This window comes from Streptomyces sp. G-G2, assembly GCF_030063135.1.
In the GTDB taxonomy this organism is placed as follows: domain Bacteria; phylum Actinomycetota; class Actinomycetes; order Streptomycetales; family Streptomycetaceae; genus Streptomyces.
In genome coordinates, this window is the sequence record NZ_JASISO010000029.1 from 44,373 (window position 1) to 56,932 (window position 12,560).

A 12,560-nucleotide genomic window follows, 5' to 3' on the forward strand; every position below is an offset into this window, starting at 1 on the left:
GGGCGCGTCGGGCCCCACCCGCCGCGGGGGCACCTCCCGGCGGTGGCTGGGGGAGGTACGCCGACGACCCGATCCAGGGACGACGGGCTCCGCCTGACCGAGCACGCATGACGTGGAGAAGGCTCAGCGCCCCGGGCGCCGGGCCTTCTTCCGCGTCTCCTCCTCCTCGGCCTTGACCTCGGCGGCGTAGCGGTCGACGTACTCCTGACCGGACAGTCCGAGGACGGCGTACATGATCTCGTCGGTGACCGCGCGCAGCACGGCCCGCTCGTTCTCCAGCCCGGCGTACCGGCTGAACTCCAGGGGCTCACCGAAGCGGATCGTCACCCGCCGGATCTTGGGGATCTTCTTTCCGGGCGGCTGGATCTCGAAGGTGCCGACCATCGCGCAGGGGACGACGGGCACCCCGGCCCCCAGCGCCATCGCGGCCACCCCCACCTTGCCCTTGTACAGCCTGCCGTCGTGGGAGCGGGTGCCCTCCGGGTAGATGCCCAGCAGCTCGCCCTTGGCCAGCACCCCGAGCCCCTCACGGATGGCTGCCCGGCCGGCCTCCTTGCCGGTGCGGTCCACCGGGATCTGCCCCGCGCTGCGGAAGAACGCGGCGGTCAGCCGCCCCTTCAGCCCGGGCCCGGTGAAGTACTCGGCCTTGGCGAGGAAGGTGATCCGGCGCCCGAGGATCGCGGGCATCAGGAAGTGGTCGGAGAAGGACAGGTGGTTGCCCGCGACGATGGCCGCGCCGTCGGGCGGGACGTTCTCGATCCCCTCGATCCGCGGCCGGAACAGCAGCCGCAGCAAGGGTCCCAGCAGTACGTGCTTCAGCAGGTAGTAGAACATCAGGCCGCTCCCGTCGACGTCCCGTGGTCGCCGTCGTCCTACCAGCGGTACGGGACGGCTACGGACCGTACGAGAGCATGCCCCTCAGACGCCGCGCGAAGCGGCCGTCGCGGCAGTGAGCAGCCCCAGCACCACCCACCCGAACCACAGCCACCCATTACTGCCGAGGGCCACCGAGTACGCCGCCACCGCCACCAGCGCGGCACAGGTCAGCACGGCCATCGCCTTCACAGATCCGGTCATGCCCCATGGTGGCGCGCCGAGGGCTCCCGCGCTACTGTCCACGCGCCTGGAGCGAGGCCAGATATGCGTTGTAGTCCGCCAGCTCCTTGTCGCCGTCGCGGTCGGCGGCCCGGTCGGAGCGCTTCGCCGACCGCTGCTCGGAGTGGTACCACTGGTAGGTCAGGGCGATCAGCACCAGGACCGAGGGGATCTCGCTGAAGGCCCAGGCGATGCCGCCGCCCCACTGCTGGTCGAGCAGCGGGTCGATGCCCAGGCTCGCCGGCGGGTCGGCGTACGTCTTGATCATCGGCTCGCTCGCCATCATCAGCGCGATGCCGAAGAAGGCGTGGAAGGGCATCCCGGCGAACAGCTCCAGCATCCGCATCACGTAGCCGGGCCGGTGCGGGCCCGGGTCCACGCCCATGATCGGCCAGAAGAAGACCAGGCCGACGGCGAGGAAGTGGACCATCATCGTGATGTGCCCGGCCCTGGACTCCATCAGGAAGTCGAAGAGCGGGGTGAAGTACAGGCCGTACAGGCTGGCGATGAACATGGGGATGGTGAACACCGGGTGGGTGATCACCCGCATGTACCGGCTGTGCAGGAACATCAGCAGCAGTTCGCGCGGTCCCCTGCGGCCGCGGGCGGCGGGCGGCAACGCGCGCAGGGCTAGGGTCATGGGCGCCCCGAGCAGCAGCAGGATCGGGGTCAGCATGCTGATCACCATGTGCTGGATCATGTGCACGCTGAACATGACCATGCCGTAGTCGTTCAGCTTGGTGCACATCACCAGCATCACGGTGAGCACGCCCGCGGTGAAGGCGACGATGCGGCCCGGCGGCCAGGAGTCACCGCGCCTGCGCAGCCGCACCACGGCCCCCAGGTAGAGCCCGAGGCCGATCAGGGAGCCGAACAGGAAGAAGGCGTCGAACGAGAACTCCAGCCCGCGCCCGAGGGTGAACGGCGGCAGGTCGCCCATATCCATGCCGTCGTGCGCGAGGTGGTTCATGCGTGTACTCCCTTGACCGTGATGCCCCACCACAGTAGTGCCGCCCCCGCACGCCGATGCGTCCGGGGGCGGTGTCAAGAGGGGGGAACCATCACAGAACGGTCTCCGCCTCCGCGTACCGCTCGGCGGGGACAGTCTTGAGGGTCCGGGTGGCCTCGGCCAGCGGAACCATGACGATCTCGGTGCCGCGCAGGGCGGTCAGCATGCCGAACTCACCCCGGTGGGCGGCCTCCACCGCGTGCCAGCCGAAGCGGGTGGCGAGCACCCGGTCGTACGCCGTCGGGGTGCCGCCGCGCTGGACGTGGCCCAGGATCACCGGACGGGCCTCCTTGCCCAGGCGGTCCTCCAGCTCGACCGCGAGCCGGTTGCCGATCCCGGCGAACCGCTCGTGCCCGTAGATGTCGGTGCCGCCCTGTTCGAAGGCCATCGAAGAGCCCTCGGCGGGCTTGGCGCCCTCGGCGACCACGACGATCGCGAACCGCTTGCCCGCCGAGAAGCGCTCGCCGACGATGGCCGTCAGCTCCTCGATGTCGAAGGGGCGTTCCGGTACGACGATCGCGTGCGCGCCCGCCGCCATGCCCGAGTGCAGCGCGATCCAGCCGGTGTGGCGGCCCATGACCTCGACCACCATCACGCGCTGGTGGGACTCGGCGGTGGTCTTCAGCCGGTCGAGGGCCTCGGTGGCCACGCCGACGGCCGTGTCGAAACCGAAGGTGACATCGGTCGAGGGGATGTCGTTGTCGATGGTCTTCGGTACGCCGACGATCGGCAGCCCGGCCTCCGACAGCAGGTGCGCGGCCTTCAGGGTGCCCTCGCCGCCGATCGGGATGATCGCGTCGAGACCGAGGTCCGCGACGTGGCCGCGGGCCGTCTCGACCCCGCCCCGCAGGTGGGCGGGCTGGACCCGGGAGGAGCCGAGGACGGTGCCGCCGCGGGCCAGGATGCCGCTGACGGCGTCCAGGTCCAGCTTCCGGTAGTCGCCCTCCAGCAGGCCCTTCCAGCCGTCGAGGAAACCGATGACCTCGTCACCGTGGTCGACGACCGCACGGTGCACGACGGAACGGATGACGGCATTCAGGCCGGGGCAGTCGCCTCCGGAAGTGAGCACACCAATGCGCATGGCAGGCAGGACCTTTGCAACGTGGGCCGATGACCGGACCACGTCGTCCGGTTGGAACTACCGGTCACCCTACAAGCGGATGCCCACAGGACTGAACCATCCTCCACATGCTGGTCACATCCGTCGTGCGAACGCACGTCGGCCCGGATCCCCTGGGGAATCCGGGCCGGACGGGCGGTGCGGAGGCGGTTACGCGGGCTGCGTGGCCGCCGCGATGCGCTCGGCGCGCAGCGCGTCGTACCACCGGTCGTCGATGGGCGGCAGCGCGTTCACGTCGAGGGCCAGCTTCAGCAGCAGGTCCGCGATGAGCGGGTTGCGCGCCATGACGGGCCCGTGCATGTACGTGCCGAACACGGTGTCGTTGTAGGCGCCCTCGGTGCCGTCGCCGCTGCCGTTGCCGCGGCCGAGGCGCACCTTGGCGAACGGGCGGGCGGTCGGGCCGAGGTGGGTGACGCCCTGGTGGTTCTCGAAGCCCGTCAGCTGCGGCAGGCCGAGCCGCGGGTCGATGTCCGCGTACACGTCGCCGACGCAGCGCTCGCCCTCGCCGCGCACCGTGACCACGTCCAGCAGGCCGAGGCCCTGCTGGCGCTCGCCCAGGTCGTTCACGAACTCCTGGCCGAGGATCTGGTACCCGGCGCAGACCGAGAAGACGATCGCCCCGTTGGAGACGGCCCGCTCCAGGCCGCCGTCGCGCAGCAGCCGGTCCGCGGCCAGCCGCTGCGGCCGGTCCTCGCCGCCGCCGATGAGGTAGATGTCACCGGAGGTCGGGATCGGCTGGTCGCTGCGGACGTCCACGCGGTGGACGTCCAGGCCGCGCTGGCGGGCGCGGCGCTCGACCACGAGGGCGTTGCCCTGGTCTCCGTACGTGCTCAGCAGGTCGGGGTAGATCCACACCAGACGCAGGCTGTTGTCACTCATGCTCTTTGTCCTTAGGGGTACTAGTTGCCGACGCGGCGGCGCACGTCCTGGAAGGCGGTGTAGTTGGCGATCAGCTCGATCATGCCGGGCGGCGCCAGCTGCACGGCCTCGTCCAGGTTTTCGCAGACCCGGAAGTCCAGCCCCGCGACCTCCAGGCGGACCGCGAGGTCGAGCTTGCGGTCACCGATCACGAAGATCGGGTGACCCGCCAGCCGCGGGTAGTCGACGTCCCACAGCCAGGAGGTGTCGGTGCCGTCGGCGCCCCGCGCGTTGACCGAGAGGATCACCGGGGTGGGCGGCGGGTCGATCAGCGAGAACGTCTCCAGCCAGCCCGCCGGGTTCTTCGCGAGCAGCAGGCGGACCTCACGGCCCTGGAAGGTGATGACGTCGTAGCGCCCGGCCACGGCCTGCACCTGGTACATGCGCTCCAGCGCGACCTGCGGGGGAACCCCGAAAACGGCGGCGACGGCGGCCGAGGCGGCGGCGTTCGACTTGTTGGCGCGGCCCGGTAGCTGGAGGTGGATCGGCCAGGCGCTGCCGTGCGGGTCGAGCACGTGGTCGCCGCTGAGCGCCCAGGTCGGGGTGGGGCGGCGGAACCCGCACTCACCGCAGAACCAGTCGTCGCCCGGACGCTGCATGACGCCACCGCAGGAGGGGCACGACCAGGCGTCGTCCTTCCACTCCTGGCCCGCGGCGACCCACACCACGTTCTGCGAGGAGGACGCGGACCACACGATCAGCGGGTCGTCGCAGTTCGCGACGATGACCGCCTTGGAGCCGGAGAGGCCCTCGCGCCACTTCTCCGCGAGCATGCGGGTCTCCGCGGCGCGGTCGAGCTGGTCGCGGCTGAGGTTCAGGAGCGCGATCACCTTGGGGGTCACGTCCCGGGCGACGCCGGCGAGGTACTTCTCGTCGACCTCGATCACGCCGTACTTGGCGTCCGAACCGCCCGCCAGGGCCGAGGTGATGCCCGCGGGCATGTTGGCGCCCAGCGCGTTGGACACGACGGGGCCGCTGGCGCGCAGGGCCTCCGCGATGAGCCGGGTCGTGGTGGTCTTGCCGTTCGTTGCCGACACGAGGACGACATCGAGATGCTGTGCCAGCGCGCCGAGAAGATCGGGGTCGAGCCTGAGCGCGACCTTGCCGCCGATCACCGACCCGCTTCCGCGTCCCGCGGCCCGCGACACCGCCGCCGCGGCCTTGCCCGCCGTCACGGCCAGCTTGGCCCGCGGCGAAAGCGGCTCTGTGTTGCCTGCCATCGTCCCTTGTCCTCCTTGCGTCGGTCGGCCCCAGCCTATCCAGAACCGGTGGGAGCCCTGACCGCGGCGCCCTCTGAATCCCTCATATAGTCGCTCCGCGTACCCTTGCGGTCATGCGACAGCGTCCGATCCCCGGCAATTCAGGCCTCGTCCGCACCATGAGCCTGCTCGGCGATCCGGTGCTGCACTCCGCGTGCGCGGAGGTCGCCGAGTTCGGTCCGGCCCTGGACCGGCTCATCGAGGACATGTTCGCCACGATGTACGCCGCCGAGGGCGTGGGCCTGGCCGCCAACCAGATCGGCGTGAGCCAGCGGGTGTTCGTATACGACTGCCCCGACGACGAGGACGTCCGCCACGTCGGGCACGTGGTCAACCCCCGGCTGGTCGAGGCCGACGGCCTGGAGCTGCTCGGCCCCGAGGGCTGTCTGTCGCTGCCCGGTCTGGAGGCCGGGACGGTCCGCTTCGACCGTGCCGTGGTCGAGGGGGTCACCTCGGACGGCGCCCCGGTGCGGATCGCCGGGACCGGGTTCTTCGCCCGCTGCCTCCAGCACGAGTGCGACCACCTGGAGGGCGGGGTCTACGCGGACCGGGTCACCGGCCTGCGGCTGCGCAGGCTGCGGCGGGCGATCCGCCGCGCGCCCTGGTCGTCCTGACCCCTGGTCCCCGCGCCCCGGCCTCGTCGCGCCGGGCGTGCGTACGCCCGGGCCCCGAGGTCAGAAGCCGGGGCCGTCGGGCCGGTTGCCCGCGGTCGCCAGCCTGCCCCAGAGCAGGTCGGTCAGCGCGCCGACCAGCTCGGCCCGGTCGCAGGGGCGTTCGCCGAGCCACCAGTCCCCGGCGGCGTGCATCATGCCGACGATCCCGTGCCCCCAGACCCGGGCCAGGCGCTCCCCGGAGGGACCGAGGTCCACGCGTTCGGCGATCACCTGGGCCAGCTCCTCGCCGAGGCGGCGCAGCAGCGGGGCCGAGTGCAGTCCGACGTCGAAGCCGCGCTCGGCGGTGTGCGAGTCCTCGGCCGGGTGCATCAGGAAGCGGTAGACCTGCGGACGGGCCTCGATCGCGGCGAGGTAGGTGTCGAGAGTGGCCTCGACCCGGCTGCGCCGCTCCGCGGGCGCGTCGAGCGCGGCGCGCAGTGAGGCGAGGAGCGCGTCGGTGTGACGGACGGCGAGGGCCTGGTAGAGCCCCGCCTTGTCGCCGAAGTGCCGGTAGAGGATCGGCTTCGTGATGCCCGCCTCGGCCGCGATGGCGTTCATGGAGGCCCTCGGGCCGTCCCGGAGGACGACGCGGTCGGCCGCCTCGAGCAGCTCCCGCCGTCGGTGCTCGGACGATCCGTGCTGGCCGCCGGCCTGTCCGGCCTGCCGGGTGGTCTCCATGATGTGTTTCTCTCCCCGCCCTTGCGATGTGCGTGACGCCCACGCAACGTAACACCCCGCACACCAGGACGACCTTATCGGCGGCAGCCGTTGACAGTGGCTACTGGTCAGTAACAGACTGTGGCCATGGTGTGATGTTACCGCGAGTAACATCACGTGATCGGCACGCATTAGCTGGAGGGGACGACATGGCGGAGTTCACCATGGATCTGAACGACGACCAGAAGCAGGTGAGGGACTGGATCCATGGTTTCGCCGCCGATGTGATCCGGCCCGCCGCCGCTGAATGGGACGAGCGCGAAGAGACCCCCTGGCCCGTCATCCAGGAAGCCGCCAAGGTCGGCATCTACTCCCTCGACTTCTACGCCCAGCAGTTCTTCGACCCCACCGGCCTCGGCATCCCGATGGCCATGGAAGAGCTGTTCTGGGGTGACGCGGGCATCGCCCTGTCGATCGTCGGCACCGGACTCGCGGCCATCGGCGTCGTCGCCAACGGCACCGAGGAGCAGATCGGCACCTGGATACCCCAGATGTACGGCGACGCGACGGACGTGAAGGTGGCCGCCTTCTGCTCCTCCGAGCCGGACGCGGGCTCCGACGTCGGCGCGATGCGCACCCGCGCCGTCTACGACGAGGCCAAGGACGAGTGGGTGCTGAACGGCACCAAGACCTGGGCGACCAACGGCGGCATCGCCAACGTCCACATCGTGGTCGCCGTGGTCGATCCGGAGCTGGGCACCAAGGGGCACGCCTCCTTCATCGTGCCGCCGAACACCCCGGGCCTCTCCCAGGGCCAGAAGTTCAAGAAGCACGGCATCCGCGCCTCGCACACCGCCGAGGTGGTGCTGGAGGACTGCCGGATCCCCGGATCCTGCCTGCTCGGCGGCAAGGGCAAGCTGGACGAGCGGCTCGCCCGGGCCCGTGAGCGGGCCCGCGCGGGCGGCGGCGAGCGCGTGAAGAACGCGGCGATGGCCACCTTCGAGGCCTCCCGTCCAGCCGTCGGCGCGATGGCGGTCGGCACCGCCCGGGCGGCGTACGAGGTGGCCCTCGACTACGCCAAGACCCGCACCCAGTTCGGCCGCCCGATCATCGACAACCAGGGTGTGGCCTTCCAGCTCGCCGACATGCGGACCTCGATCGACGCCGCGCGGCTGCTGGTGTGGCGGGCGTCGTGGATGGCGGTCGCGGGCAAGCCCTTCACCTCCGCGGAGGGCTCGATGTCGAAGCTCTTCGCCAGTGAGGTCGCCAAGAAGGTCACCGCGCAGGCGGTCCAGATCCTGGGCGGCAACGGCTTCACCCGGGAGTACCCGGTGGAGCGGATGCACCGCGACAGCGCCATCTACACGATCTTCGAGGGGACGAGCGAGATCCAGCGCCTGGTGATCGCGCGCACCCTCTCGGACATGCCGATCCGCTAGGGCGTCGTGCCGTAGAAGGAGCGTCGGGCGCCCGGGGGGCGCGCCCGCGGCGCGGTGCCGGGCGTCGCGGGCCGGGCGGGACTGCGTACGCACGACCTGCCCCGCCGGCCGTTCCTCCTCCTGGCGCGTCCCGCGAGCCCCCGCCCCGCCCGGGCGGGGGTCAGCCCCGCAGCAGGGAATCGATCGCGCGGGCGAAGAGGCGGCGGCCCGCCGCGGCGACGACGGGGTCGAAGAGGCGGGGGAGGCCGCGCAGCCACAGCTCCTCGCGCCAGCGGACCTCCGTGCCGCCCGTCGGCAGGGGGCGGATCTCGATCTCCGCCCAGCCCCGGACCACCCGGCCCCGCTTCTCCAGCCTGACCAGACCCGCGGAGCCCTCGGCCGGGGGACGCCAGAGGACCACTTCCATCGGGTCGTCGAACGTGACCCTCGCCACACCCGTACGCGCCGTGAAGCACGTTCCGACACGCGTTGGCCCGGCCGTGGTGATCGCGGTCCGGGTGAGAGGGACCTGCTCGCCGTGGCGTTCCCAGTCGGTGAGCCTGCGCCACGCCTCCGCGGCCGGAAGTGACGTTCTGCGAACAATCCGGATAGCGGGCATGAGCGCATCGTAATCGGGCATACACATCCTGAACTCGACCTCGAATATGGGTTCCATACGGGGGCTGTGATCGGTAATACTCCTCGCCACCGTGGATCGCGGATTCGACCGGTTGACCATCGGCCCTCCCGCCCCACCCTGCGATGAGGTGCGCCATGTGCTCCCACCAGCCCCCCTGCCCGACCGCTGACAGCGCCGATCACGACGCCGCCCGCACGGTCGCCTTCCACCCCGAACAGGGCTGGAACCTGCTGTGCAACGGCGCCGTGGTCTTCGACGACACCGGTGAACTGCTCCCCGACGGCCGCGCGGTGGCTCCACGCCGTCTGGCCCTGGTCTGAGCGAGGAGGCAGCATGCGTCAGCAGCTGATCCGCAAGCCCGTCCCGAAGCCCGCACCCCGAGACCTCGACCTGCGCACCCCGTCCGGCAGGCCGCTGCCGTACTGACGCCCGCAGGGGCCGTCGGCGCCCCCCGGCCGGCCGGTGAGCGCCGCTCGGCCGCAACGCGTCGCCCGGCCGGTACGCGTCGCCCGGCCCGCGGGCGACCGCTCAGCCGGTGGGCGCCGCCGCGCCGCCGCGGAAGGCGTTCTCGTACGCCTCGTCGCCGATCGCCGCCCGCGCCCGCCGTTCGCCCTCGTCCCGCAGGGCCAGCAGCGAGGGCGAGCCGCCCATCTGGGGGTGGCCGACCGTACGCCACCACGCCTGTCCGGTGCCCAGCAGCCGGGCCGCGAGTTCCCCGTCGCCGAGCCCCGCCACCGCGGCCGCCAGGACGTCCAGGCCCAGCGCGATCCCCAGCCGGTCGCCCAGCAGCCGCTTGCCCGAGAGCATCGACCGCACGTGCCGGGCCGCCTCCCCGTGGTGCCCGAGCCCCAGGGCCGCCAGGGCGAGGATGTAGTCCGCGTAGGCGCGCAGCCACCCGTCGCCCAGCTCCGCGCACGCCTCGCGCAGCCCCCGCGCCTCGTCGGCGGCCTCTTCGAACCTGCCCTGGTCGCACAGCGCGTACCCGGTCGCGAGGCGGCACAGCAGCCAGCCAGGGCCGCTGGCGCGCCCGCCGTGCCCCGCCCTGGCCCGCGGGCCGGTCAGCTCCAGCGCCCGCCGCGCGTCCCCCGGCATCAGCACCGACACCGCGAGCAGGTACGCGGCCCGCAGCTCCGGCTCCGGGTCCGCCAGCCGGGCCGCCGCGTCGACGCACTCCGTGCCGAGCCGCTGGGCGGTCGCCATCTCGCCCTGGAGCAGCGCGATGAGCCCGAGCGCCCACATCCCCTGGAAGTACGCCGTGCCGGTGCGCGGGGACGAGCGCAGCGCCCGCTCCAGGAACCCCCGGCCCTCGTGCGTGTGTCCGCAGGAGAACCACAGGAACCACAGGGCCCCCGCCATCTCCAGGGCCGTCGGCCGGTCGGTGCCGAGCAGGTGCTCCATGGCGGTGCGCAGCTGTGCGTGCTCGGCGGTCATCCTGCGGTACCAGTCGACCTGGCCCGGGCCGAGCCAGCCCGTGTCGGCGGCCCGCGCGAGCGCCGCGTACCAGTGGGCGTGCCGGTCGGCCAGGGTGCGCACCTCGCCCAGTTCGGCCAGCCACTCGTGCCCGTACTCGCGGATCGTGTCCAGCATCCGGTAGCGGGCCCCGCTGCCCCGCTCCTCGGTGCGCCGGACGACCGACTTCGCGACCAGCCCGGCCAGGATCCGCTCCACCCGCGACGGGGCCAGCGGGCCGCCGGAGCACACCGCGCGGGCGGCCGCGAGGTCGAAGTCCCCGGTGAAGACGGACAGCCGGGCCCACATCAGGCGTTCCACCGGCGCGCACAGTTCGTGGCTCCAGCCGATCGCGGTGCGCATGGTCCGGTGCCGGGGCTGGAGCGCCGCCCGGTCGTCGGACAGGACGTCGAACCGCGCGCCGAGGCGCTGCGCCATCTCCTCCAGGCTCCACGACCGCAGCCGGGCCCCGGCGAGTTCGAGGGCGAGCGGGATCCCGTCCAGCCTGCGGCAGACCTCGGCGGCGGTCGCCGCCCGCAGGGGGTCGGCGAAGGCGGACGCGGCGGCGGGGGTGGCGGCCAGCGCCCGTTCGCGGAAGAGCGCGAGGGCGTCGCTGTCGGGCCCCTCCACGGGCAGCGGCCGGACCTCGACCAGGATTTCGCCGGGGGAGCCGAGCGGCTCCCGGGAGGTGACCAGGACGGTGAGGCCGGGGGCGGACTGGAGGAGTTCGCCGACCAGGTGGCGGCAGGCGGGCACCAGGTGCTCGGCGGTGTCGAGGACCAGCAGCAGTTCCTTGTCGGCCATCCACGCGCACAGCTCCTCGTCGGGGGAGCGCGCGGAGAGCTCGGTGAGACCGACGGTGTGGGCGACGGTGGCGGTGAGCAGGCCGGGGTCGCGCAGGGGTGACAGCTCCACCCACCACGCGCCGTCGTGGTGTTCCCGGGACAGGGCGTGGACGGAGCGCAGGGCCAGCCGGGACTTGCCGACGCCGCCGACGCCGGTCAGCGTGATCAGTCTTCTCTCCCGCAGCAGGCCGTCGAGCAGAGCGAGTTCACCCTCCCGGCCGACGAAGGTCGCCGCTTCCGGCGGCAGGTTCCCCAGCACGGAGGGAGAGTCTGGCCGAGGGTCGCCGTCGGGCGGACCTGGCTGACCGCTGTTGATCGAGTACTCACCGAACACGCATGTATTGTGCGCGATCCGCCTTCGCGGCAGTGCCGTTCGGTGAAGATCGCGAAAGTTGGCGGGCGCCCGTGTACGTGCGCGTGCCCGGGCGGGGTGGGGCGGGCGGGGCGGCCGCGGCCGACGGCGGGGGAGCGGCGGAGGACCGGCGGGGGAGCGGCCGGGTTCAGCCGAGCGTGACGCGGCGTTCCGCCGAGAAGGATCCCCAGTTGCCGTCCGGCAGCCGCGCGCGCAGTTTCAACGCCCAGGCCGTGCCCTTGGGTTCGGTCACGGCGAGCTGGTACCGCGCTCGCCCGGTGGGCACCGCTCCCGCGCCGAACTGGATGATCGTGGTGGGCTGTTCGTTGACGTACAGCTGGTATTCGCGGGTCTGTTCCCCCGTGTCGGGCGGGTTCCAGGACAGTGTGACCGTGCCCGGCGCGACGGCCGCTCCGAAGTCGGCGGGCGCGGTGCCCGGGCCCCGGCCGGTAGCGGTCGCCGTGGTCACGTCCACCCCGGCGCTGTCGGGCGAGGAGGTGTCGGCGCCGTCGCGGGCGCGCACCGTGAAGGTGTAGACGGTGTCCGGCTGGAGGCCGGTGAGCCGGGTGGTGGTGGCCGTGCCCGGGGCCGTGTGGATGCGCACGCCGCCCTGGTAGACGTCGTACGCCGTCACGCCCGTGTCGTCGGTCGCGGGTGACCAGGACAGCACGGCCGCCCGGGGTCCGTCGGGGTGCCCGGTGGCGCCGGCCGGGGCGGTGGGCGGCCCGTGGTCGGCGGGCTCGGCGGCCGGGGTGGTGACGGTGGCCGCGGTGCTGGGCGCGGAGAGGTTCCCGGCGGAGTCCTTCGCCCGGACGGTGAAGGCGTAGGCGGTCAGCGGCGCCAGGCCCGTGAGGTCGACCATCGTCTTGTTGGCCGGGACCTCCCGGACCAGGGCGTCGCCCCGCAGGATCTGATAGCCGCTCACCCCGTCGCGGGGGTCGGCCTGTTCCCACATGACGTGCACCGCGGTGGCGCTGCCCGCCTGCGCGGTGAGGCCGGTGGGGGAGGCGGGCGGCCGGGTGTCCGGGGCGGCGCAGCCGGTCAGCAGGGCGGCGGCCAGGCAGCAGGAGGCCGCGGCGAAGGCGGTGGGGCGGCGCAAGGGGGCCATCCTCACGGGGTGTCGGTGCGGGGCCGTCCGGGTGGGG

Annotated in this window: 13 protein-coding genes; 3 read left to right on the top strand and 10 right to left on the bottom strand. The window is 72.5% G+C overall.

Annotated features, from left to right (window positions below):
* Positions 1–123: 123 nt before the first annotated feature.
* The 6 genes from QMF80_RS22810 to QMF80_RS22835 form a co-directional block, all read right to left on the bottom strand.
* Positions 124–834 carry a lysophospholipid acyltransferase family protein gene (locus QMF80_RS22810; protein ID WP_283456096.1) on the bottom strand — a complete coding sequence of 237 codons (711 nt, stop codon included), beginning with the start codon at positions 832–834 and terminating at the stop codon, positions 124–126.
* 84 nt (positions 835–918) lie between these two features.
* Positions 919–1,077, bottom strand: coding sequence for a hypothetical protein (locus QMF80_RS22815; protein WP_283456098.1), 159 nt, complete (start codon positions 1,075–1,077; stop codon positions 919–921).
* Positions 1,078–1,108: 31 nt separating this feature from the next.
* Entirely contained in the window at positions 1,109–2,065 is a 957-nt protein-coding gene (locus QMF80_RS22820) for a cytochrome c oxidase assembly protein (protein ID WP_283456100.1), read from the bottom strand.
* 91 nt (positions 2,066–2,156) lie between these two features.
* A complete protein-coding gene (locus QMF80_RS22825; RefSeq protein WP_283456102.1) occupies positions 2,157–3,185 on the bottom strand; it encodes a 6-phosphofructokinase in 1,029 nt (342 codons plus the stop codon).
* A gap of 189 nt (positions 3,186–3,374) precedes the next feature.
* Positions 3,375–4,103, bottom strand: coding sequence for a type 1 glutamine amidotransferase (locus QMF80_RS22830; protein WP_283456104.1), 729 nt, complete (start codon positions 4,101–4,103; stop codon positions 3,375–3,377).
* A gap of 20 nt (positions 4,104–4,123) precedes the next feature.
* Positions 4,124–5,362 (bottom strand): MurT ligase domain-containing protein, encoded by a 1,239-nt coding sequence (locus tag QMF80_RS22835; RefSeq protein WP_283456106.1) that lies wholly within the window; start codon positions 5,360–5,362, stop codon positions 4,124–4,126.
* Positions 5,363–5,475: 113 nt separating this feature from the next.
* Between QMF80_RS22835 and def the strand changes: the two genes are divergently transcribed.
* A complete protein-coding gene (gene def, locus QMF80_RS22840; protein WP_283456108.1) occupies positions 5,476–6,015 on the top strand; it encodes a peptide deformylase in 540 nt (179 codons plus the stop codon).
* A 60-nt stretch (positions 6,016–6,075) separates the two neighbouring features.
* On the opposite strand, the gene QMF80_RS22845 is transcribed toward def, so the two are convergent.
* Positions 6,076–6,732: a TetR/AcrR family transcriptional regulator gene (locus QMF80_RS22845; protein WP_283456110.1), complete on the bottom strand. Its 657-nt coding sequence runs from the start codon at positions 6,730–6,732 to the stop codon at positions 6,076–6,078.
* A 188-nt stretch (positions 6,733–6,920) separates the two neighbouring features.
* Between QMF80_RS22845 and QMF80_RS22850 the strand changes: the two genes are divergently transcribed.
* Positions 6,921–8,150 (top strand): acyl-CoA dehydrogenase family protein, encoded by a 1,230-nt coding sequence (locus tag QMF80_RS22850; protein ID WP_283456112.1) that lies wholly within the window; start codon positions 6,921–6,923, stop codon positions 8,148–8,150.
* A 160-nt stretch (positions 8,151–8,310) separates the two neighbouring features.
* Here QMF80_RS22850 and QMF80_RS22855 read toward each other — a convergent pair whose 3' ends face one another.
* Entirely contained in the window at positions 8,311–8,748 is a 438-nt protein-coding gene (locus QMF80_RS22855) for an SRPBCC family protein (protein ID WP_283456114.1), read from the bottom strand.
* A 155-nt stretch (positions 8,749–8,903) separates the two neighbouring features.
* Between QMF80_RS22855 and QMF80_RS22860 the strand changes: the two genes are divergently transcribed.
* Complete coding sequence (locus QMF80_RS22860) at positions 8,904–9,089, top strand: DUF5999 family protein (RefSeq protein ID WP_283456116.1); 186 nt, start codon at positions 8,904–8,906, stop codon at positions 9,087–9,089.
* Between the two features lie 208 nt (positions 9,090–9,297).
* Here QMF80_RS22860 and QMF80_RS22865 read toward each other — a convergent pair whose 3' ends face one another.
* On the bottom strand, positions 9,298–11,322 hold the full coding sequence (locus QMF80_RS22865; RefSeq protein WP_283456118.1) for an ATP-binding protein: 2,025 nt from the start codon (positions 11,320–11,322) through the stop codon (positions 9,298–9,300).
* 241 nt (positions 11,323–11,563) lie between these two features.
* On the bottom strand, positions 11,564–12,523 hold the full coding sequence (locus QMF80_RS22870; protein ID WP_502962900.1) for a fibronectin type III domain-containing protein: 960 nt from the start codon (positions 12,521–12,523) through the stop codon (positions 11,564–11,566).
* Positions 12,524–12,560 lie beyond the last annotated feature (37 nt).

Bases quoted from the DNA above. Each gene is read 5' to 3' on its own strand.
- QMF80_RS22835 (WP_283456106.1), bottom strand. From the start codon at position 5,362: ATGGCAGGCAACACAGAGCCGCTTTCGCCGCGGGCCAAGCTGGCCGTG.
- QMF80_RS22870 (WP_502962900.1), bottom strand. From the start codon at position 12,523: ATGGCCCCCTTGCGCCGCCCCACCGCCTTCGCCGCGGCCTCCTGCTGC.
- QMF80_RS22860 (WP_283456116.1), top strand. From the start codon at position 8,904: ATGTGCTCCCACCAGCCCCCCTGCCCGACCGCTGACAGCGCCGATCAC.
- QMF80_RS22830 (WP_283456104.1), bottom strand. From the start codon at position 4,103: ATGAGTGACAACAGCCTGCGTCTGGTGTGGATCTACCCCGACCTGCTG.
- QMF80_RS22825 (WP_283456102.1), bottom strand. From the start codon at position 3,185: ATGCGCATTGGTGTGCTCACTTCCGGAGGCGACTGCCCCGGCCTGAAT.
- QMF80_RS22855 (WP_283456114.1), bottom strand. From the start codon at position 8,748: ATGCCCGCTATCCGGATTGTTCGCAGAACGTCACTTCCGGCCGCGGAG.
- QMF80_RS22820 (WP_283456100.1), bottom strand. From the start codon at position 2,065: ATGAACCACCTCGCGCACGACGGCATGGATATGGGCGACCTGCCGCCG.
- QMF80_RS22810 (WP_283456096.1), bottom strand. From the start codon at position 834: ATGTTCTACTACCTGCTGAAGCACGTACTGCTGGGACCCTTGCTGCGG.
- QMF80_RS22845 (WP_283456110.1), bottom strand. From the start codon at position 6,732: ATGGAGACCACCCGGCAGGCCGGACAGGCCGGCGGCCAGCACGGATCG.
- QMF80_RS22815 (WP_283456098.1), bottom strand. From the start codon at position 1,077: ATGACCGGATCTGTGAAGGCGATGGCCGTGCTGACCTGTGCCGCGCTG.
- def (WP_283456108.1), top strand. From the start codon at position 5,476: ATGCGACAGCGTCCGATCCCCGGCAATTCAGGCCTCGTCCGCACCATG.
- QMF80_RS22850 (WP_283456112.1), top strand. From the start codon at position 6,921: ATGGCGGAGTTCACCATGGATCTGAACGACGACCAGAAGCAGGTGAGG.